Origin of the sequence: Fontisubflavum oceani (assembly GCF_030407165.1) — a bacterium.
Classification (GTDB): domain Bacteria; phylum Pseudomonadota; class Alphaproteobacteria; order Rhodobacterales; family Rhodobacteraceae; genus Rhodophyticola; species Rhodophyticola oceani.
Genome location: NZ_CP129111.1, coordinates 2,650,251 through 2,669,834 on the forward strand (window position 1 = coordinate 2,650,251; position 19,584 = coordinate 2,669,834).

The 19,584-nt window shown below is 60.1% G+C and carries 18 protein-coding genes and 1 tRNA gene; 15 read left to right on the top strand and 4 right to left on the bottom strand.

Annotation, left to right across the window (positions count from 1 at the left end; translation table 11 throughout):
- Window positions 1-14: 14 nt before the first annotated feature.
- Both QTA57_RS13530 and QTA57_RS13535 read right to left on the bottom strand, forming a co-directional pair.
- On the bottom strand, window positions 15-1,613 hold the full coding sequence (locus QTA57_RS13530) for a beta strand repeat-containing protein (RefSeq protein ID WP_290151965.1): 1,599 nt from the start codon (window positions 1,611-1,613) through the stop codon (window positions 15-17).
- A 602-nt stretch (window positions 1,614-2,215) separates the two neighbouring features.
- Window positions 2,216-2,305 (bottom strand) — tRNA-Ser (locus QTA57_RS13535).
- 217 nt (window positions 2,306-2,522) lie between these two features.
- On the opposite strand from QTA57_RS13535, the gene QTA57_RS13540 reads away from it, so the two are divergent.
- The 8 genes from QTA57_RS13540 (at window position 2,523) to QTA57_RS13575 (ending at window position 10,142) form a co-directional block, all read left to right on the top strand.
- Window positions 2,523-3,413, top strand: a complete 891-nt coding sequence (locus tag QTA57_RS13540; RefSeq protein ID WP_290151966.1) for a DUF2059 domain-containing protein — start codon at window positions 2,523-2,525, stop codon at window positions 3,411-3,413.
- 232 nt (window positions 3,414-3,645) lie between these two features.
- On the top strand, window positions 3,646-4,335 hold the full coding sequence (locus QTA57_RS13545) for a 50S ribosomal protein L21 (protein ID WP_290151968.1): 690 nt from the start codon (window positions 3,646-3,648) through the stop codon (window positions 4,333-4,335).
- 12 nt (window positions 4,336-4,347) lie between these two features.
- Complete coding sequence (gene rpmA / locus QTA57_RS13550) at window positions 4,348-4,617, top strand: 50S ribosomal protein L27 (RefSeq protein WP_145208850.1); 270 nt, start codon at window positions 4,348-4,350, stop codon at window positions 4,615-4,617.
- Between the two features lie 164 nt (window positions 4,618-4,781).
- A complete protein-coding gene (locus QTA57_RS13555) occupies window positions 4,782-5,321 on the top strand; it encodes a GNAT family N-acetyltransferase (protein WP_290151969.1) in 540 nt (179 codons plus the stop codon).
- 87 nt (window positions 5,322-5,408) lie between these two features.
- The gene (gene obgE, locus QTA57_RS13560) at window positions 5,409-6,443 is read left to right on the top strand and encodes a GTPase ObgE (protein WP_145208854.1); all 1,035 of its coding nucleotides are present in this window, start codon (window positions 5,409-5,411) and stop codon (window positions 6,441-6,443) included.
- A complete protein-coding gene (gene proB, locus QTA57_RS13565) occupies window positions 6,431-7,549 on the top strand; it encodes a glutamate 5-kinase (RefSeq protein ID WP_290151971.1) in 1,119 nt (372 codons plus the stop codon). The genes obgE and proB overlap by 13 nt, the downstream gene beginning before the upstream one ends.
- Before the next feature lie 67 nt (window positions 7,550-7,616).
- Window positions 7,617-8,885, top strand: a complete 1,269-nt coding sequence (locus QTA57_RS13570) for a glutamate-5-semialdehyde dehydrogenase (protein ID WP_290151972.1) — start codon at window positions 7,617-7,619, stop codon at window positions 8,883-8,885.
- Window positions 8,886-8,954: 69 nt separating this feature from the next.
- Entirely contained in the window at window positions 8,955-10,142 is a 1,188-nt protein-coding gene (locus QTA57_RS13575) for a trans-sulfuration enzyme family protein (protein WP_290151973.1), read from the top strand.
- Here the strand turns inward: QTA57_RS13575 and QTA57_RS13580 are convergent.
- On the bottom strand, window positions 10,139-10,558 hold the full coding sequence (locus QTA57_RS13580; RefSeq protein ID WP_290151974.1) for a hypothetical protein: 420 nt from the start codon (window positions 10,556-10,558) through the stop codon (window positions 10,139-10,141). The two genes, QTA57_RS13575 and QTA57_RS13580, sit on opposite strands and share 4 nt — an antisense overlap.
- A 245-nt stretch (window positions 10,559-10,803) precedes the next feature.
- Between QTA57_RS13580 and QTA57_RS13585 the strand changes: the two genes are divergently transcribed.
- The 7 genes from QTA57_RS13585 (at window position 10,804) to phoB (ending at window position 18,191) form a co-directional block, all read left to right on the top strand.
- Complete coding sequence (locus QTA57_RS13585; protein ID WP_290151975.1) at window positions 10,804-11,850, top strand: ATP-binding protein; 1,047 nt, start codon at window positions 10,804-10,806, stop codon at window positions 11,848-11,850.
- Window positions 11,851-12,035: 185 nt separating this feature from the next.
- Window positions 12,036-13,067 (top strand): substrate-binding domain-containing protein, encoded by a 1,032-nt coding sequence (locus QTA57_RS13590; RefSeq protein ID WP_171559715.1) that lies wholly within the window; start codon window positions 12,036-12,038, stop codon window positions 13,065-13,067.
- 79 nt (window positions 13,068-13,146) lie between these two features.
- A complete protein-coding gene (pstC, locus tag QTA57_RS13595) occupies window positions 13,147-14,607 on the top strand; it encodes a phosphate ABC transporter permease subunit PstC (RefSeq protein WP_290151977.1) in 1,461 nt (486 codons plus the stop codon).
- Complete coding sequence (gene pstA, locus QTA57_RS13600) at window positions 14,604-15,944, top strand: phosphate ABC transporter permease PstA (protein ID WP_290151978.1); 1,341 nt, start codon at window positions 14,604-14,606, stop codon at window positions 15,942-15,944. Before pstC ends, pstA begins: the two co-directional genes overlap by 4 nt.
- A gap of 25 nt (window positions 15,945-15,969) precedes the next feature.
- Entirely contained in the window at window positions 15,970-16,767 is a 798-nt protein-coding gene (gene pstB, locus QTA57_RS13605; protein ID WP_171559710.1) for a phosphate ABC transporter ATP-binding protein PstB, read from the top strand.
- A 17-nt stretch (window positions 16,768-16,784) separates the two neighbouring features.
- Window positions 16,785-17,501 carry a phosphate signaling complex protein PhoU gene (phoU, locus tag QTA57_RS13610; protein WP_171559709.1) on the top strand — a complete coding sequence of 239 codons (717 nt, stop codon included), beginning with the start codon at window positions 16,785-16,787 and terminating at the stop codon, window positions 17,499-17,501.
- Window positions 17,502-17,504: 3 nt separating this feature from the next.
- Window positions 17,505-18,191, top strand: a complete 687-nt coding sequence (gene phoB, locus QTA57_RS13615; RefSeq protein WP_145208876.1) for a phosphate regulon transcriptional regulator PhoB — start codon at window positions 17,505-17,507, stop codon at window positions 18,189-18,191.
- On the opposite strand, the gene QTA57_RS13620 is transcribed toward phoB, so the two are convergent.
- A complete protein-coding gene (locus tag QTA57_RS13620; protein ID WP_290151979.1) occupies window positions 18,188-19,111 on the bottom strand; it encodes an amidohydrolase family protein in 924 nt (307 codons plus the stop codon). The genes phoB and QTA57_RS13620 overlap by 4 nt on opposite strands.
- Window positions 19,112-19,584: the final 473 nt, after the last annotated feature.

Consider the following 19,584-nt stretch of genomic DNA (forward strand, 5'->3'; position numbering starts at 1 on the left):
GAAGTTGTCCAACGTTATGGCTGAGCTTGCACCGATAACGACCTGTTCCCAGTTGTCGATATTCCCCCCCCAAGCGATCCACTGGATCCCACAAAGGTTAGGACGTCAACAGAGCCATCCGTGGCGTCGATGTCATCACCACCATTAAACTCCGCATCCGTGTCAAAGCTCCCGCCAGCGAAGGTCAAGTTGTCAGAACCGTCACCTAGGCTGATATCACCGGCAACCGAGGCGCCCGTGTTAACAAGTGTCTGTGAATTGCCGCCATCATTTGAAATGGCAAACCCTCCGCTGCCGCCTCTGACATCGGCACCCGTGTTCAATGTGATGGTGGCAGTGGTCCCGCCCGTCCCTGTGAGAGTGCGGATGCCGTCACCATTTTGGGACGTTCCGCCGGTTACGGCGTCGCTGACCGTAATGGTCAAAGCACCCGACCCATCGTTGGTCGCTGAGATACCGTGTCGTCCACCGGTCACGTCGCCAGAGACGTCGATCTCCATTGCTCCCGTTGCAGCAGTCGTGTTGTCGGCGATAATGCCATCGGAGTTGCTCGCCACCGTGCCAGACGTGACAACTCTTGTGATGCCAGTTCCGTTGTTGAGTGCGTACACTCCCGAAGTGCCACCTGTCACATCGGTTGCGGAGATGGATACATCGCCAGTGGTGCTGCCTTGATTGAAGGCAAAGATTCCGGATTGGCTGGTTCCTTCAACGGCGGCCGTGCTCACGATACTGATGTTGCCGCCATTGAGATTTTGAGCGCGAATGCCCTGGGCGCCACCGGTGACGGTGTCTGAGGTCTGGATCACAAGATTTCCGTCATCATTCTGGGTCGCATTGATCGCATAGTTGCCGGTACCAATGACCTGACCACCGGTCGTGATCGTGAGGTCATTCACGCCGACACTGTTCCCGTTAGTCGCCAAAATGCCATCACCGCCTGATGAAACCGTTGTGCCCGCAGCTGTTGAGATCGTCATAGCCCCGGTGGCATTGTTTGCGTCAATGCCCCTTCCGCCAGTGGTTAGTCTGCCGGTGACATCTCCACCAGCATTGATCGTACTTCCCGCCCCAAGGCCGGTGTTGTTGAGGCTGATGCCATCAGAGTTCAGCCCGGTTATTGCACCAGTCGTCACAATTGCCACTTCGCCGGTGCTATTGCGAACGGAGAGGCCGGCATTTTGCCCCGTCACGGTCGAAGAATTTGCGTCGGTGAACGTGACACCGCCAGTGCCTTGAATATCGATACCGTTGATGATTCCGGTGCCGAAGCCACCAGAGTCGGTGCCCGTCGTTGTATCGTTTCCAAAACCAACGGCGGTCTCAACCGAGACTGCTCCGCCCGTGCCGATCACCACCTCTGCATCTGAACCGCCGGCGTCAGCCGCGCCGGAGCAGGTAAAGACACCCGGCGACGTTTCAACGCAGGTGCCCGCGAACCCTGCGCCCGGGGACACCAAGACTGTTGGCACTGCCAAGCCTGTTGCCAGAGCCAGCGCCCCCAGGGAGCAGGACGACAGGAGCCGTCCGCCGGTTGGCGATATGGACGCGACCTTACCTTTCCACTTCGTCAGACGCCCGCTGGACGGACGCAATTGTACTGTGATCTTCATCGTAACTCCCCTTTCGCCTCAGTCTTTCAATCTTTTTTCGAGCCAAAATGCTCAGATTGATTAATTAGCTTTTTAACTGAAATCTTTTCAGTGTCAATGAATGTTGCGGAAGGGCATGATGTAAGCGTTCATAAGTGACGCCGATATGTTGGCGGGACGGCGGCACATAACCCGAAGCGCGTCAGGTCACCGGTTTCTCGCGCATAATAGACATTGCAACCCGATCTGACGATGCGCGGTAGCGGTCTTACGGGAGCGAGAACGCCTGCAATTAAGTTTATATAGAGAAATATCACTTTCGTGCGGTTGTATGGCGGAGTGGGGTGGGCATCTTCTGTCCCGAAATCGGACGACGATTTGATACGCCCGATAACCCGACTATCGGCGATGCTCTGATCGCCAAAGCGAGACATCTCGCAGAAGTTGGTCAGCACCTTAGGTCTATCAATAGCGGAATTAGATGTGATCAGGTCGACCCGAAAGCGCGGCCATAAAAAATACTTATGATTAAAAACGACCGACTGCGAACGGCATCGGTCGCAATAAGACCTTGTCGAGACGGTCGGGCCGCCAAAAGGCAAAGCCGGGTTCGTTTTCGAAGGTGGCGGAGAGACAGGGATTCGAACCCTGGGTAGGCTTGCACCCACAACGGTTTTCGAGACCGCCCCGTTCGACCACTCCGGCACCTCTCCGCGCTTAATCAGGGGTCGTGGAGCGGGGGAATAGCCGCAGCCGTGCGCCCGCGCAAGGGGGGTCTTGCCGACAAGTTTGCCGCCCGCGCCAATGCCGGACCGGCGGAGCTTCGCTCAACTCTTCGAGACGGGCGCGGTTTGGCAGTGGATTTCCTGCGCCCACTTGCCCATGTTTTAGAGAAAGACCGGGTCGTGACGGCCCCAATAAGGAGAGCCCATGTTGCGTGCATTGCCATTCGCCACCTGCTTTGCTTTGAGTGTCATGGCCGGAGCCGCTTTGGCGCAGACCACGCCGGAGACACCGGTGGAGGCCCAAATTGCGCCGGGCAGTGTGATCGCGGCGGAGAACCCGGAGCTGTACACTTTGTTTCAGGCGATCGGGCTTTACGATGTGTTGGAAATCATGTCGATCGAGGGGATCGATTATGCCGATGATCTGGAAGCGGAGATGTTTCCGGGGCAGGGCGGGGCCGCCTGGCCCGCGATGGTTGCACAGACATACAGTCTCGAACGGCTGACACAGGATTTCGAAGCGGCCGTTCCAGAGGATGCATTCAGCGCCGATGACCTCACCACCCTGAACGCGTTTTTCGCAACCGAGATCGGGCGGCGCATCGTGGAAGGTGAGATCCTCGCCCGGCGCGAATTCATCGACCCGGTTGTGGAAGAGGCCGCCAATATCGTGTTTCGCGAGGAACTGGCCGCCGAAAACCCGCGCATCGATCAATTGCGCGCCTTCAACGACGCCAACGCCCTGGTCGACCTGAATGTGGCGGGCGCCTTGAACTCGAACTTCGCGTTCTATCGCGGGCTGGTGGATGGCGGTGCCTTTGACGTCGAATTGCCCGAGGATTTGATGTTGGCGGAAGTGTGGAGCCAAGAGCCCGAGATCCGCGCCGAAACGGAGCTTTGGCTCTTTTCGTATCAAATCGTCGCCTATGATGCGCTTAGCGATGCGGATATGGATGCCTATATTACATTGTCGGAGAGCCCCGCCGGGCGCGTGTTGAACCGCACACTATTTGCGGCCTTCGATGCGATGTTCGAGGCGGTCAGCTATGATCTGGGCGCGGCGGCGGCCTTGTTTGTCGCCGGCGAAGAAACCTGAGCCGCGCGGCGGGTCTGAGCCCTTGGTAAGGGGCCAGAAAACCGCTGCAGCATCGCTTGACAGCAGCGCGAGGCTCGGGCATACGCAGGCCTCTGTGGCCGCGGGGATTACCTGCGGCGGTTTTGATTTGTCGAAGATGTCCCGAGAGGGGCACGCAGCCCGAGGCGCGGTTTGATCCGCGAGAACACCTGAAGATGGGGGCCACAGGGCGCGGGGTAGAAGGAAGATGACGATGTTTGCGGTCCTGAAGACCGGTGGCAAGCAGTACAAGGTGCAGTCCGGCGACGTTCTGCGCGTGGAAAAGCTGGCCGCAGCGGCGGGTGATACCGTCCAATTCAATGAGATTCTGATGCTGGGCGGTGATGCGCCTGTGCTGGGCACGCCGAATGTTGACGGTGCCGCGGTGCAAGCCACGGTGATCGACCAGATCAAGGGCGAGAAACTGATCCATTTCGTGAAGCGTCGGCGGAAGCATTCGTCGAAGCGCACCAAGGGTCACCGTCAGCAACTGACGCTGCTTCGGATCACCGACATTCTCGCCAAGGGTGGCGATAAGACCGGTGTGATGGCCGCAATCGGTGCCGGCTCGGCGCCTGCTGTTGCGGCGGAAGCGCCGAAGGCGAAAGCCAAACCCGCCGCGAAAGCCAAGGCGGAGCCGAAGGCCGAGGCCGCCCCGAAGAAAGCGGCGCCCAAGAAAGCTGCGCCGAAAGCCGAAGCGGCTGCGGGTGGCGACGATCTGAAACAGCTGTCGGGTGTTGGCCCGGCGCTGGAGAAGAAACTGCTGGCCGCTGGCGTCACAACCTTCGCACAGATTGCAGGTTGGACCGCGGACGATATCGCTGCTATGGACGAGAAACTGTCGTTCAAAGGCCGGATCGAGCGCGAAGGCTGGGTCGAACAAGCGAAGAAATTGGCCGAGTAAGGAGAGAGACACATGGCACATAAAAAAGCAGGTGGCTCCTCGCGCAACGGGCGCGATTCTGCCGGACGCCGGTTGGGCGTCAAGAAATTCGGTGGGGAACTTGTGATCCCCGGCAATATCATCGTGCGTCAGCGCGGCACCAAATGGTGGCCGGGTGAAGGCGTGGGCATGGGCAAAGACCACACAATCTTTGCGACCGAACAGGGCCATGTCACCTTTGCCAAGGGCTTCAAGGGTCGTACCTTCATTTCCGTCATGCCAGCTGCCGAGGCCGCTGAGTAACGTCGAACCTTATAGAAAATTTGGGGGGTCGGCGGAAACGCCGGCCCCTTTTTCATTATTTGGTTACTGCAAGTGGGAGACCCTTGCGACCACCCCCATCGATCGCCACCTGAGAAGGGAGGCAGGAGAAACATAAGGGGATCTGTTTCGGAGGAGGAACAGGCATGAGACAAGAAACCATCATCGCGCAGGCCGTGATCGACACGCCGCGTTTTGTGCTGCGCCCGATCCGCAAATCCGATGCGGGCCTGATGACAATGTATGCCTCGGATCGTCGGGTCGCCGATATGACCTCCTCGATCCCACATCCGCTGCCGCCCGGGACCGTCGAGCTGTTTATTACGAGCGCGTTGGACGCGGAGCGGACGGAGCATGTTTGGGTGATGGATGCCTCCGAAGATGGCGGCTCCGAGCTGTTGGGGGTGATCTCCCTCAAGCAGATGGATCGCAACCAGTCCGAGATCGGCTATTGGATTGCGCCGGGCATGTGGAACACGGGCCTCGCCTCAGAAGCGGTGGCCGCCCTCGTCGCGGCAAACCCGTTGGGCAACGCCACGATTTTCGGCAGCGTGTTTCAGGACAACCCCGCGAGCGCACGCGTTCTGACCAATGCCGGGTTCGACTATCTGGGCGATGCGGAGGCGTTTTCCGTCGCGCGCGGCGCCAAGGTGGCAACCTGGACCTACCTGAAAAAGCTGCAATAGAGCACATCTGGGTCGGGGATGACTTGAGCCCCGGCCCAAACCTCTCTATCGCAGGGGCCGCGCGACCCGCGCCCGGAGCCTGAGCCGATGAAATTCCTCGATCTAGCCAAAGTCTATATCCGTTCTGGCGGCGGCGGCGGTGGGGCTGTGTCCTTCCGGCGGGAGAAATACATCGAATATGGCGGGCCCGATGGCGGGGATGGCGGGCGCGGCGGCGATGTCTGGGCCGAAGCCGTCGATGGGCTGAACACGCTCATCGATTTCCGCTATCAACAGCATTTCTTCGCCAAGAACGGCCAGCCCGGTATGGGCAAGCAGCGGACCGGCAAAGACGGCGATGATATCGTGCTGCGCGTGCCGGTTGGCACCGAGATCCTAGAAGACGACGAAGAGACGGTGATTGCCGACATCACTGAGGTGGGGCAACGGGTGCTGCTGGCCAAGGGGGGCAATGGCGGCTTTGGCAACCTGCATTTCAAATCCTCCACCAACCAGGCGCCGCGCCGGGCCAATCCCGGGCTTGAAGGGGTTGAGCGGACAATCTGGCTGCGGTTGAAGCTGATTGCGGATGTCGGCCTCTTGGGGCTGCCCAATGCGGGCAAATCTACTTTTCTGGCGGCGACGTCGAACGCACGCCCCAAAATCGCAGATTATCCATTCACCACACTACACCCCAATCTGGGGGTTGTCGGCGTCGACAATGCCGAATTTGTCGTGGCCGATATTCCAGGACTCATTGAGGGCGCGCATGAGGGCAGGGGGCTGGGCGACCAGTTCTTGGGCCATGTGGAGCGTTGCTCGGTGCTGCTGCATCTGGTTGATGGCACGGCCGAGGATGTGGCGGAGGATTACCGCACCATCATCCATGAGTTGGAAGAATATGGCGGCGATCTTGCATTGAAGCCGAGGGTGACGGCCCTGAACAAGATCGACGCGCTGAGCGATGAGGAACGGGCTGAGAAACGCGCCGCTCTGGAAGCCGTCGCTGGACCGGTGATGGAGATGTCTGGTGTCGCCCGCACCGGCCTGGTCGATGTGCTGCGGACCGTGCGGGCGCAGGTCGATGCGGACCGCCTGAGGTTGCGCGCCGAAACTGAGGACCCCGGACCGTGGCGCCCCTGACCCCCGACCTGACCCAGGCCAAGCGCCTGGTGGTGAAAATCGGCTCGGCGCTTCTGGTCGACCGGGCCAGCGGTGCGCTGAGAGCCGATTGGTTGAAGGCTTTGGCCGAAGATGTGGCGCGGATCAAGGCGCGCGGCGCGGATGTGATCCTGGTTTCCTCCGGGTCGATTGCGCTCGGTCGCGGGGCATTGAGCCTGGGCGACGGCGCTTTGTCATTGGAGCAGGCGCAAGGCGCGGCCGCGGTCGGGCAAATCCGCCTCGCGCGCGCCTATGAGGAGGCGCTGGCGCCGCATGAGATCACCACGGCGCAAATTCTGCTCACCTTGGATGATAGTGGCGATCGGCGGCGCTATCTGAACACGCGGGCGACGCTTGGCGCGCTGCTGAGCCTCGGTGTGGTGCCAATTGTGAATGAGAATGACACGATTGCGACCGACGAAATCCGCTATGGTGACAATGACCGGCTGGCCGCGAACGTGGCGGTGATGGCGGGGGCGGATCAACTGGTGTTGCTCAGCGATGTGGACGGGTTCTATTCCGCCAATCCAGGTGAAGACCCGTCAGCCAAGCGGTTCGACCTGATCGAGGCGATCACGCCCGAGATCGAGGCGATGGCGGGCGATGCCGGTTCGGGCCTGTCCAAAGGTGGCATGAAGACCAAGCTGATGGCGGCGAAAACCGCGACGGTGGCGGGCTGCGCGATGGCGATAACCGAAGGCTCGGTGGAGCGTCCGCTGAACGCGCTGGAGCACGGCGGCAAGGCCACCTGGTTCACCGCCACGCTCGATCCGCAAGCCGCGCGGAAACGCTGGATTGCGGCGATGAAGCCGAAAGGCGTGCTGACGCTCGATGCAGGGGCTGTTGCGGCTCTGGGTCGGGGCAAATCGCTGTTGCCCGCCGGGATCACCGGGGTCACGGGCAGCTTCAAACGGGGCGACCCGGTGGAGTTGGATGGCCCGGATGGGTCCCGACTTGGGCTTGGCTTGGCCCGCTATACCGCCGAGGAAGCGCGGGCGATTGCGGGGCATCATAGCCGCGAGATTGAACCGATCTTGGGCTATCCGGGCCGCGCGGCTCTGGTGCATCGCGACGACATGGTGCTCTGATCCGCTCTCTTTCCCCTGCGACCAATTCCGCCTATCCTAACCGCTCAGACCCGTCATGAGGTTCGCTATGAAAGACCTGACCGATAATATCCCCGCCTTGATGGCCGAGATTGGCCAGCGCGCGAAAGCAGCTGCTGCAGACCTGGCCTTTGCGCGACCAGAGGCGAAAGAGGCGGCGCTCAACGCGGCGGCGGATGCGGTTTGGGCGCGGCGCGCCGAGATCATTGCGGCAAATGAAAAAGATATGGCGTTTGGCCGCGAGAAGGGCCTGAGCGCCGCGATGCTCGACCGGCTGATGTTGGACGAGGACCGGGTGCAAAGCATCGTGACCGGCCTCCGCGCCGTGGCGGGGCAGGCTGACCCTGTGGGCGAAACCATCACCGAATGGGACATGGAAAGCGGGTTACATATCAAGCGCGTCCGCACGCCGCTTGGTGTAATCGGCGTGATTTATGAAAGCCGCCCGAATGTGACGGCGGATGCGGGCGCGCTTTGCCTCAAATCAGGCAACGCCGTGATTTTGCGCGGCGGGTCCGAGAGCTTTCATTCCTCCGGGCTGCTGGTAGACTGTCTAAATGACGGACTTTGCGCCGCCGAGCTGCCCGAAGACGCGGTGCAGCGCGTGCCAACCCGCGACCGGGCGGCGGTGCAAGAACTCCTGACGATGGCCGAGACGGTGGATGTGATTGTCCCGCGAGGCGGCAAAGGCCTCGTGGGGCTGGTGCAGCGCGAGGCGCGGGTGCCGGTCTTTGCCCATCTCGAAGGCATTTGCCATATCTATATCGACGCCGCCGCCGACCCGGAGAAGGCGTTGAAAGTCACCTTGAACGCCAAGACCCGGCGCACGGGGATTTGTGGCGCCGCCGAGTGCCTCTTGATCCATCGTGATGTGGTCGAGACGATCGGGCAGGGGGTGATCAAAGCGTTGATCGATGCGGGCGTCGAAGTGCGCGCCGATGCGACCTTGGCCAAGATCGACGGAACGGTTGCCGCTGAGGACGATGATTTCGGGCGCGAGTTTCTTGATATGGTGATCGCCGCGAAGGTGGTGGACGATATCGACGGCGCGATTGCCCATATTCGCGATTATGGCTCGAACCACACTGATGCGATCATCACCGAGGATGATGCTGCGGCGATGCGGTTCTTCACCCGGCTCGATAGCGCGATCTTGATGCATAACGCCTCGACTCAATTCGCCGATGGCGGAGAGTTCGGCATGGGCGCGGAGATTGGGATTGCCACGGGTAAGATGCATGCGCGCGGGCCAGTGGGCGCCGAGCAATTGACCTCGTTCAAATATCTTGTAACCGGTGATGGAACGGTGCGGCCGTAACGCCGTCCGCTCCCCACTGATCGACACCCGCGGCGGCATGCCGTCGCGGTTAATTCTGTGAGATTTGCTATGACTGACCGCTCCAATAGCCGCCCGGAAACCCTTGTGCGCCGGACGGCGTTTCCTGAAAGCGTCAGCCGGGCGGTGGTCACGCCCTTGCAGCAATCGGTGGTCTATGCCTCGCCCTCGCCGGACGCGCTTGATGCGCAATATGAAGGCACGACGAAGGGCTATACCTATGCCCGTGAGGGGCATCCGAATGCGGAAGTGCTCGCCAGCAAGATCGATATGCTTGAGGGCGCGACGGGCGGGCTGATCACCGGCTCCGGCATGGCGGCGGTCACGGCGGTTCTGATGGGGCTTCTGAAAGCGGGCGATCATGTCTTGGGAGGCGATCAGCTTTATGGCCGTTCTCTCCGGCTGATGACGCAGGACCTGCCCCGCTTCGGCATCACGACGGGGCTGGCCGACCCGACCGATGCCGCCGCGTTTGAAGCGGCGATCACCCCTGAAACCAAGATGATCCTGGTGGAGGTTGTCTCGAATCCGACGCTGCGCGTGGCGGATATGGAGGGGATCGCCGCGCTGGCCCGAAAACATGGCCTCCTCTTGGTTGTCGACAACACCTTCACGACGCCGTTCGGCTACCGGCCGTTCGACCATGGCGCGGATGTGGTGATCCATTCGGTGACCAAGCTTTTGGCGGGGCATTCCGATGTGACCCTGGGATATGCGGTTGCGAAGGACCCGGCGCATCAGAAGGCGATCTATGATTTCGCGGTCACAACGGGCCTGACGCCGAGTCCCTATGAATGCTGGCTGGCCGAGCGGGGCCTCTACACCTTCCCGCTGCGCTTCGACCGGGCCGAGGCCAATGCGCGCGCGCTGGCTGATCATCTGGCAACGCTGCCAGGTGTCGAAACCGTGCTCTATCCGGGCCGTTCGGATCACCCAGACTTTGCCCGGGCGCAAGCGCTGCTTGGCGGGCGCGACGGCAATATGGTGAGCTTTGTCATCAAAGGCGGTCGGGCCGAGGCGAACAGGATGATTGAGGCGGTGCCGCAACTGGCCTTTGCGCCCACGCTTGGGGATGTGGGGACAACGGTGTCTCATCCGGCCAGCTCATCGCACCGGGCCTTGACGCCAGAAGCGCGCGCGGTCCTTGGCATGACCGAAGGGTTTTTCCGGGTGTCGGTGGGGATCGAAGAGATTGACCTTCTCAAAGCCGATTTCAGCCAGGCTTTGGCCGCCGTCTAAAGCGAATGCAGCGGCGATGAGCCGTCGAGCACGATCATATCGAAATTCAAATCGGGCGACTGCGCAGCGACTTCGCGCCGGATCAGATTGGCGCTTGGCAATTTGTCGACGAGCGCCAGATAGCGCCCGCGATACCCGGACTCGGTCAAGAATTGCGCCATATCGAGCGCATCAAACATGGGCGTCACGAGCGGCGACAGGATCAGCAACGGGGCATGGGTGCCGATCAGCGTGACATTGCCCAACATCTCATAGGAGACGCGCTGGACAATGGAGTTTGGCTCCAACACATGGCGCGGCAACAGGTCGATGACATTGGTACTCAAGGCAACAGCCAGGACAGAACGCACCTGACCATCACGTGCATCCCTGGCCTCGTGGCGCAATGCGCGCTGATCCATCGGGCCGTCCATCATGTGCCTCGCATGCCGAAGCATGTCCTTATGTTCGATCTGCGTCCGCTCTTTCGAAACAGGCCGCTCCGTTGTCACGGTTGCAGATGAAAGCAATCTAACGGTTTCCTTGCACTTGAAAAGGGGTGGGGCGCGATTTTCTGATATATGCGCGTAAAAGCTCGCAATGACGTCGCGCCATTGTGGAGCTTCGCAAAAATCGCTATCGCGACGACACGAATTATTTTGAGTTTTGAAAGGCCTGAGCCATGCCCGATATTGTCATCGGTAGCCTGCTGGAGGCGGTTCCGGAACCGATGTTGCTATTGGATGCGGCAGGGCTGATCCGGGCTGGAAACGCCCCCGCGACGGAGCTTCTCGGGGACTGGATTATTGGCCGGAATTATGTGACCGCGCTTAGACAACCTGCATTGTTAAGCCGGATCGAAGCCGCCTATGCCACGCGCGAAAATGGCGAGGCCCGCTTCGTTCAAACCGATCAGGCCGGTGAGACGGTGTTTCGCATCACGATCCGGCCGCTTAGCCAGGATGTCACGGGCTATGATGACGTTTTGCTGCATTTCCAAGACATCACGCATCTGCGCGAAGCCGAGGAGATGCGCCGCGACTTCGTCGCCAATGTGAGCCATGAGTTGCGCACGCCGCTGACGGCCATCTTGGGCTTCATCGAAACCTTAAAAGGCCCGGCCCGCGATGACTCGGAGGCGCAAGAGCGTTTCCTGGGGATCATGGAGGATGAAGCCCGGCGGATGAATCGGATGATCTCTGATCTGCTTTCGCTCAGCCGAGTCGAGGGTCAGGAACGGATGCGCCCGTCGGAGACCGTGAATCTGTCGGACATTCTGGCCAGCACCATTGCCTCGCTCCGCCAAGTGGCGGAGGAGGCCGGCAATCGGATTGAGATCGAGGGCGCAGAGGCGCCCGTGATGGTGACCGGCGATTCCGACCAACTGACGCAGGTTTTCCTGAACCTCACCGAAAATGCGCTCAAATATGCCGGGGCTGACCGGCCTGTGGTGCTCAGGGTCAGTGAAGAGACCGGCACAGGATCTTTGAAGGGCCCGGTGGTTCGCGTCGATGTGGTGGATCAGGGCGACGGGATCGATCCGCTCCACCTGCCACGCCTGACCGAGCGATTCTATCGGGTCGATACGCATCGCAGCCGGGCCATGGGCGGCACCGGGCTTGGCCTCGCGATTGTGAAACATATCGTCAATCGCCATCGCGGGAGGTTGCGGATTTCCAGCGAACTGGGGCAGGGGAGCACGTTTTCGGTCCTCTTACCAAAGGGTTAATTGGTTGTCGCCTAAGGGAAACCTTAAGGTCCGGTGAATGTCTGATCGGTCGACATCTGTCACTGTCATAAAACTGTTACGAACCTGTCACAAAAGCATTGCGTCATCTCGATAGCTCGCGGGTTGAGAGCGCGTGATGTCTGCGCGTTCGAGACGATTTACAAACTCTATGGGAGTCTCCTTACATGTCTTTCGCTAAATTGACCGTATCCGCGCTGGCTGTTGCCGCCGTTTCGGCCACTGCCGTTGCTGCTCAAAGCCGCGACAACGTGCAGGTCGCCGGGTCCTCGACCGTGCTGCCCTATGCTGCGATTGTGGCCGAAGCGTTCGGTGAAAACTTCGAATTCCCGACCCCGGTTGTCGAATCCGGTGGCTCTTCGACCGGTCTGCGCCGGTTCTGCGAAGGCGTGGGCGAAAACACCATCGACATCGCCAACGCCTCGCGTTCGATCCGCGACAGCGAAGTCGCAACCTGCGCCGAAAACGGCGTGACCGACATCATCGAAGTGCGCTTCGGCTATGACGGCATCGTGTTTGCGTCTGACATCAACGGCAACTCGTTTGAGTTCACCCCGTCCGATTGGTACCTGGCCCTGGCCGCCGAGCTCCCCGTTGATGGCGCCATGGTCTCCAACCCGAACAGCTCCTGGGCGCAGGTCCGTGACGGTCTTCCCGATCAGGACATCGCGGCTTATATCCCCGGCACCCGCCACGGCACGCGTGAAGTCTTTGAAGAGAACGTAATCCTTCAGGGCTGCGAAGACACCGGTGCCATGGAAGCCATGATGGGCATGGGCATGGACGAAGATGCCGCAGAAGAGGCTTGCCTCGAGCTACGCGCCGATGGCGTCTCGGTCGACATCGATGGTGACTACACCGAGACCCTGGCCCGTATCTCGGCCAACCCGGAAGGCATCGGCGTCTTTGGTCTGGCCTTCTACCAGAACAACACCGACACGCTGCAGGTTGCCACCATGTCCGGCATCACGCCGACAGTGGAAAGCATCGCAACGGGTGAATACCCGGTCTCGCGTCCGCTGTTCTTCTACATCAAAGCGGCGCATATCGGTGTGATCCCGGGCCTGAAGGAATACGCTTCGTTCTTCGTCTCCGATGATATCGCTGGCCCCTTCGGCCCGCTGGCAGCCTATGGCCTCGTGGCCGATCCGGAACTGGCCGACACCCAGTCCATGATCGAAAACGAAGAAACCATGTAAGCAGAGCTTGCTCTCGGCGGGGCGGTCGTTATGACGGCCCCGCCACTTCTTTCTTTCTGACTTAGAAAGCCAGACCCCCATGCCTCTGCTTTGGATCTTCGTGATCGTGCTGGTGTTCGGCGTTGTGGGCTATGTGATGGGTCGTCAACGCGCGCTAGCCAGCGCCGGAGGCGACAGCCGCATCCTGCATTCGCTGCCGAATTACTACGGGACCAATGTGTCCATCTTCACCATTGTGCCCGCGCTTTTGGTTCTGTCCATCTGGCTCATCTTGCAGCCGATGGTGATCGAGCGGCAGGTGACGTCGATGATCTCGGAGACCGCCATCGAGGAAGCCGGCTCGCGCAGCTTGGTGATGTCCGACGTGCGGCGTGTGGCCGAAGGACTGGACGTCGCGGTGGAGCAGGGCGCGCTTACCGAAGACGAAGCGCAGTCGATCCGCGCAGAATTCACCGACGTGCGCGCCCGTCTTGGCGCTGTTGGCGTGGCGCTTGGAGGCGAGGTGACCGCCGATGTCTTGCGCGCCGCGCAACGGTACCGGTCGCTGAACGCGACGGGCAATGTGATGATGACGGCCGCCGTGCTCATCCTCGCCGCCCTTGGGCTGGCCTATGCCTATGTGCGGACGCATCAGGAGTTTCGGGCGCGCAACATGGTCGAACGCGCTGTGCTCTCGATTCTGATCCTGGCCTCAACCATCGCGATCATGACGACCATCGGCATCGTGTTCTCGATGCTGTTCGAGACCTTCAATTTCTTCGAACTCTATCCCTGGCAGGACTTCTTCTTTGGCCTGGAATGGCGGCCAAGCTTCGAAGGCGGGTCCGAGCTTGGCCTGATCCCGCTGCTTTGGGGCACGCTTTATGTCTCTTTCATCGCGCTCTTGGTCGCGGTGCCGATCGGACTTTTCGCAGCGATCTACATGGCGGAATATGCCGGGCCGAAGGTCCGCTCTATTGCGAAGCCGCTGATTGAAATCCTCGCCGGTATCCCAACCATCGTTTACGGGCTTTTCGCGCTGATCACGGTCGGGCCGATGCTGCGCGACTATTTCGCGGAGCCGCTTGGGTTGGGCAGTTCCTCCTCCTCGGTGATGACCGCCGGGATCGTGATGGGCATCATGCTGATCCCATTTGTCTCCTCGCTGTCGGATGACATCATCAATGCTGTGCCGCAAAGCTTGCGCGATGGGTCCTATGGCCTGGGCGCGACGCAATCGGAAACCGTGAAGCAGGTGATCCTGCCCGCCGCTTTGCCCGGCATTGTCGGCGCTGTGCTTTTGGCTGCGTCCCGCGCCATCGGCGAGACGATGATCGTGGTCCTTGGGGCAGGGGCCGCGGCCAAGCTTGACCTGAACCCGTTTGAGGCGATGACCACCGTAACCGTGAAGATCGTCGGCCAGTTGACCGGCGACACGGATTTCTCCAGCCCCGAAGCGCTGGTTGCCTTCGCCCTTGGTCTGACGCTCTTTGTCATCACCCTCGGGCTCAACGTTCTGGCGCTTTACATCGTGCGCAAATATCGGGAGCAGTACGAATGAGTGACGCAACCGCAGAACCGCGCCGGGTCAAAAGCTCGCTTCTTGCAACCGATGACCGTACCAAGCGCCGCAACCGCGCCGAGGCCCGGTTCCGTGCTTATGGTATGGCGGCGGTCATTGTCGGGATTATGGCTCTGATCCTGCTGCTGACCTCGATTTTGTCGAACGGTCTGAGTTCCTTCCGGCAGACCTTCATCACTTTCCCCGTGGAATTGGTTGCCGAACGGCTCGACCCGGCCGGCAATCGTGACCCTGCGGAGATGGCCCGAGTCACGACCTTTGGCTATGCCCCGCTTCTAGGTCAGGCTTTCGTAGATCACGTGGCCGAGTTGGGCATTGAAACCGACCTTGGCCCGCGCGAAATGGCGGCGATGATCTCCGAAGAGGCGCCGGCGCAATTGCGCGCCATGGTCCTCGCCAACCCGGAGATCATTGGCGAGACCGTGACGCTTGAACTCCTCGCTCGTGGCCGGATTGATGGCTATTTCAAAGGCCGCGTGACGATGGACAGCGCCGAGCGGGATCGGAATGTCTCACCGGGACAGCTTACGCTGGCCGATGCAATGGTTGACGCTGGCGCGATTGAAACCCGCTTCAACTGGAACTTCATCACCGCGCCGGATGCGTCCGGCCAACGCCCCGAAGCCGCCGGTCTGGGCGTCGCGATCTTGGGCTCGTTCTACATGATGATCGTGGTGTTGGTTCTGGCCCTGCCGATCGGCGTCGCGGCCTCGATCTATCTCGAAGAGTTCGCGCCTAAAAATCGGGTGACCGACCTGATCGAGGTGAACATCTCGAACCTGGCGGCGGTTCCGTCGATTGTGTTCGGGATTCTGGGCTTGGCGATCTTCATCAACTTCGCAGGCTTGCCGCAATCGGCTCCCATCGTCGGCGGTCTGGTCCTGACGCTGATGACGTTGCCGACCATCATCATCGCGACCCGGGCCAGCCTGCGGGCCGTGCCGCCCTCGATCCGCGCGGCTGCCTTGGGGCTTGGCGCGTCGAAGATGCAATCGGTTTTCCATCACGTCCTGCCGCTGGCCGCGCCGGGGATCCTGACCGGAACGATCATTGGACTGGCGCAAGCCTTGGGCGAGACCGCACCGCTGCTTCTGATCGGGATGGTGGCCTTTGTGCGCGAATACCCGTCAGCCCCGCCGGAAGGCTTCTTTGACCCCGCTTCGGCGCTGCCGGTGCAGGTCTATAACTGGACACAACGCTCGGACCCTGCCTTTGTAGAACGTGCGTCTGGCGCAATCATCGTGTTGCTTGTGTTCCTGATTTTCATGAATGCGGTGGCCGTGCTTCTGCGCCGCCGGTTTGAGCGTCGTTGGTAAGAATCGCGCTATGGAGGACGCACATATGAATGATATGCGAGCAGTGGAGCGCAACGTGGACACCAATGAGCTAAAAATCGCGGCGCGCGGTGTGGATGTTTTCTATGGCGAGACCCACGCGATCAAGGCGGTCGATGTGGATATCGTCGACAACACCGTGACGGCCTTCATCGGCCCCTCGGGTTGCGGTAAATCCACCTTCCTGCGCTGTCTGAACCGGATGAATGACACGATTGATGTGGCGCGCGTGACCGGTGAGATCAAGCTTGATGGCGAAGACATCTATGACCCCAAGGTGGACCCGGTGCAGCTCCGCGCCAAGGTTGGCATGGTGTTTCAGAAGCCAAACCCGTTCCCGAAGTCGATCTATGACAATGTGGCCTATGGGCCGCGCATTCACGGGCTGGCGAAAGACAAAGCCGCGCTCGACGAGATCGTAGAGAAATCCCTGCGCCGCGCGGCGCTGTGGGAAGAGGCGAAGGACCGCTTGGATCAGCCTGGCACCGGGCTTTCGGGTGGGCAGCAGCAACGTCTTTGCATTGCGCGCGCTGTGGCCACGAACCCTGAAGTGTTGCTGATGGATGAGCCCTGCTCAGCACTCGACCCGATCGCGACGGCCCAGGTCGAAGAGCTAATCGACGAGTTGCGGAGCCGGTTTTCGGTCGTGATCGTGACCCACTCGATGCAGCAAGCCGCACGGGTGAGCCAGAAGACAGCGTTCTTCCATCTGGGTGAACTGGTCGAATTTGGCGAGACGGGCCACATCTTCACCAATCCCGATGATCCGCGCACGGAAAGCTACATTACGGGCCGTATTGGCTAAGAGGACGGCATTTTACCATGGCAAATCAAGAACATATTGTAGCGTCTTTTGATCGTGACCTGGAAGGCATCCAGGCAATGATCATGAAGATGGGCGGCTTGGTTGAGGAAAGCATCGTCAACGCCGCACAAGCGCTGGAGACACGCGACGAGGACCTGGCGCAAGTGGTCAGGGCAGGGGACAAAGCGATCGACGCGCTCGAAGAGCAAGTCAATGAAGAGGCGGCGCGGATTCTGGCCCAACGCCAACCCATCGCCTCGGACCTGCGGACCGTGCTCAGCGTCTTCCGTGTCTCGGCCAATCTGGAACGGATCGGCGACTACTCCAAAAACATCGCCAAACGCACCTCGGTTGTGAACCAGATGCAGCCGATTGAGGGTACGGCGACAGCGTTGAAACGGATGGCGCGCGCGGTCGAGTTGATGCTGAAAGATGCGCTTGATGCCTATATCCAGCGCGACGCCGATCTGGCTGCGGATGTGCGTGAGCGCGATCTGGAAGTTGATCAGATGTATTCGGCGCTGTTTCGTGAATATCTGACCTTCATGATGGAGGATCCGCGCAACATCACCACCTGTATGCATTTGCATTTTATGGCCAAAAACATCGAGCGTATGGGCGACCATGTGACCTCGATTTGCGAGCAGGTGATCTATCTGGTCACCGGCGAGATGCCCGACGAGGATCGTCCGAAACAAGACCGGACTCCCTATGAACAAGGTCGCGAGGGCTAAGTCATGGCAGGCGAGCCATTGGTTCTGGTGGTGGAGGACGAACCTGCGCAGCGCGAGGTTCTAGCCTACAATATCCGTGCTGAAGGGTTTCAGGTGGTCACCGCCGAGGCCGGGGACGAGGCCCTGGTCGTCGTCCGGGAAACCCCGCCAGATGTTATCATTCTGGATTGGATGCTGCCGCATGTCTCGGGTATCGAGGTCTGTCGTCAGTTGAAAAACGGCACCGAGACCAACCGGATTCCGGTGATCATGCTCTCCGCGCGCTCGGAAGAGGTCGATAAGGTCCGGGGGCTGGAAACAGGCGCTGATGACTATGTGGTGAAACCTTATTCCGTGGCCGAACTCCTGGCGCGGCTTCGGACGCAGCTGCGCCGCATACGACCCGCTGCTGTGGGTGAGCGGTTAGAGTATGACGACATCCTGCTCGATATGACCGAACACAGGGTCTACAGGGCAGGGGAGTCGCTTAGCCTCGGTCCGACCGAGTTCCGTTTGCTGACGGCGTTCATGGAGCGCCCCGGACGGGTCTGGAGTCGGGAACAATTGCTCGATCGGGTCTGGGGGCGAGACATCTATGTCGATAGCCGGACGGTCGATGTGCACGTGGGACGTCTACGGAAGGCACTACGCAGCACCGGCAGCGAGGATCCGATCCGCACCGTTCGTGGCGCAGGATATGCGCTTGGTTAGGTGAGGTTTAGCCCGTAAGCCTTTGCTGCAGATTGCTTAAATACCCAGTCATGCTCGGTTTTTCTAACGCGCGCGGCGATCTCAAACAGCATGTCGGGATAGCTACGGGCCAGTTTTTCGACCGGATAGTTGCTGCCCCACATGACGCGCTCCGGGCCAAACTCCTCAAAAAGGGCGCGTAAGATCGGTGAGATGCTGTCGCCAGTCCAACCCATATCATACATGCCCCAACCGGACAGTTTCACATATGTCTTTGGTCGTCTGGCCCAGGCTCTGACCGCTTGACGCCACCGCACCTGACCCTCTGGTGACGCATCGTACGGGCACCCTGCGTGATCAAGAATGACGGTTAGATTTGGCAAGCTTGCGAGCACATCCAACGCCTGTTTTGCCTGTTCGGGATAGATCTGCATATCGAAGGCGAGATCTCGGTCGGCAACTGCACGTAGCCCTTTAATCCATTGTTTATCATCGAGAAAGTCCCTTGATGCAAAACTCAGGTTCGGCCGGTTCTCCAAGCGGGCGACGATCTGCCGAACACCACGAAAGCTGGCATGCGCTAGGTGTCGGTCCAACTGCTTGGGCGCGTCGTCGCGGCTAAGGTCGACCAACCCGACAATCGCGACCCGATGGCCGACGCGATCCGCTTCGGCTTGGACCCAGGCGGTCTCGGCAACAGGATCAGGCAGGGCACCATCGGTCTGCACATGAACGGACGCGCATGGCGCGAGCGCGGCTTCGCCTAGAAACTCATCAATGAGATAATCCCGCTGGATAGGTGTTGGATCGCCGAACGGCTTCGGCGCACCAATTTCGCGGAGCCAGCGATAGCCAATCACATCACCGCGGCTATCCGGTGCCCAGATATGATGGTGGGCATCGACATAACCCTTGGGGAACAGATCGTGGAGGTCGTTCATTCGGGAACCATTACGCAAAGAGGGAGGTTATTGCTGGCACAGCAAAATGTTGCAACCAAGTAGAAATGTCACCCGGTTTGCAAAGCAGGAATGTCACCATAGGGCGCGACGGGAGCAAGCTTTGCAGCTCGGAGACCTCATATATCGCAGGGCTGAAAAGCCTTGCGGGAGCATCGTGAACAGTTAGCTTGCTGGCCATGATGTCGAATTTGTCTTTCAACGTTGCTGCGCCAGATGGGCGTTTGCTTTGCCCCGTTTGCGGGTTTCCAGATTACTCTCATCGGCCTGCTTATTCAGAGCATGGTGGTGAGATCGGAGTGACTATTTGTCCGTGTTGCATGTGGGAGCCAGGCTTTGATGACAATCCTCTGGCATCTGCGAAGGCAAAGGATACAATCCTTCAATCGGTCATTGCTTATCGCGCCGGATGGTCGACCACGAAACAGTGGCAGGGACAACGACATCGACTGCCA

What these genes read in the sequence shown, in the direction of transcription:
- QTA57_RS13530 (WP_290151965.1), bottom strand. Translation starts at nt 1,613, where the DNA reads ATGAAGATCACAGTACAATTGCGTCCGTCCAGCGGGCGTCTGACGAAG.
- QTA57_RS13540 (WP_290151966.1), top strand. Translation starts at nt 2,523, where the DNA reads ATGTTGCGTGCATTGCCATTCGCCACCTGCTTTGCTTTGAGTGTCATG.
- QTA57_RS13545 (WP_290151968.1), top strand. Translation starts at nt 3,646, where the DNA reads ATGTTTGCGGTCCTGAAGACCGGTGGCAAGCAGTACAAGGTGCAGTCC.
- rpmA (WP_145208850.1), top strand. Translation starts at nt 4,348, where the DNA reads ATGGCACATAAAAAAGCAGGTGGCTCCTCGCGCAACGGGCGCGATTCT.
- QTA57_RS13555 (WP_290151969.1), top strand. Translation starts at nt 4,782, where the DNA reads ATGAGACAAGAAACCATCATCGCGCAGGCCGTGATCGACACGCCGCGT.
- obgE (WP_145208854.1), top strand. Translation starts at nt 5,409, where the DNA reads ATGAAATTCCTCGATCTAGCCAAAGTCTATATCCGTTCTGGCGGCGGC.
- QTA57_RS13570 (WP_290151972.1), top strand. Translation starts at nt 7,617, where the DNA reads ATGAAAGACCTGACCGATAATATCCCCGCCTTGATGGCCGAGATTGGC.
- QTA57_RS13575 (WP_290151973.1), top strand. Translation starts at nt 8,955, where the DNA reads ATGACTGACCGCTCCAATAGCCGCCCGGAAACCCTTGTGCGCCGGACG.
- QTA57_RS13580 (WP_290151974.1), bottom strand. Translation starts at nt 10,558, where the DNA reads ATGATGGACGGCCCGATGGATCAGCGCGCATTGCGCCACGAGGCCAGG.
- QTA57_RS13585 (WP_290151975.1), top strand. Translation starts at nt 10,804, where the DNA reads ATGCCCGATATTGTCATCGGTAGCCTGCTGGAGGCGGTTCCGGAACCG.
- QTA57_RS13590 (WP_171559715.1), top strand. Translation starts at nt 12,036, where the DNA reads ATGTCTTTCGCTAAATTGACCGTATCCGCGCTGGCTGTTGCCGCCGTT.
- pstC (WP_290151977.1), top strand. Translation starts at nt 13,147, where the DNA reads ATGCCTCTGCTTTGGATCTTCGTGATCGTGCTGGTGTTCGGCGTTGTG.
- pstA (WP_290151978.1), top strand. Translation starts at nt 14,604, where the DNA reads ATGAGTGACGCAACCGCAGAACCGCGCCGGGTCAAAAGCTCGCTTCTT.
- pstB (WP_171559710.1), top strand. Translation starts at nt 15,970, where the DNA reads ATGAATGATATGCGAGCAGTGGAGCGCAACGTGGACACCAATGAGCTA.
- phoU (WP_171559709.1), top strand. Translation starts at nt 16,785, where the DNA reads ATGGCAAATCAAGAACATATTGTAGCGTCTTTTGATCGTGACCTGGAA.
- phoB (WP_145208876.1), top strand. Translation starts at nt 17,505, where the DNA reads ATGGCAGGCGAGCCATTGGTTCTGGTGGTGGAGGACGAACCTGCGCAG.
- QTA57_RS13620 (WP_290151979.1), bottom strand. Translation starts at nt 19,111, where the DNA reads ATGAACGACCTCCACGATCTGTTCCCCAAGGGTTATGTCGATGCCCAC.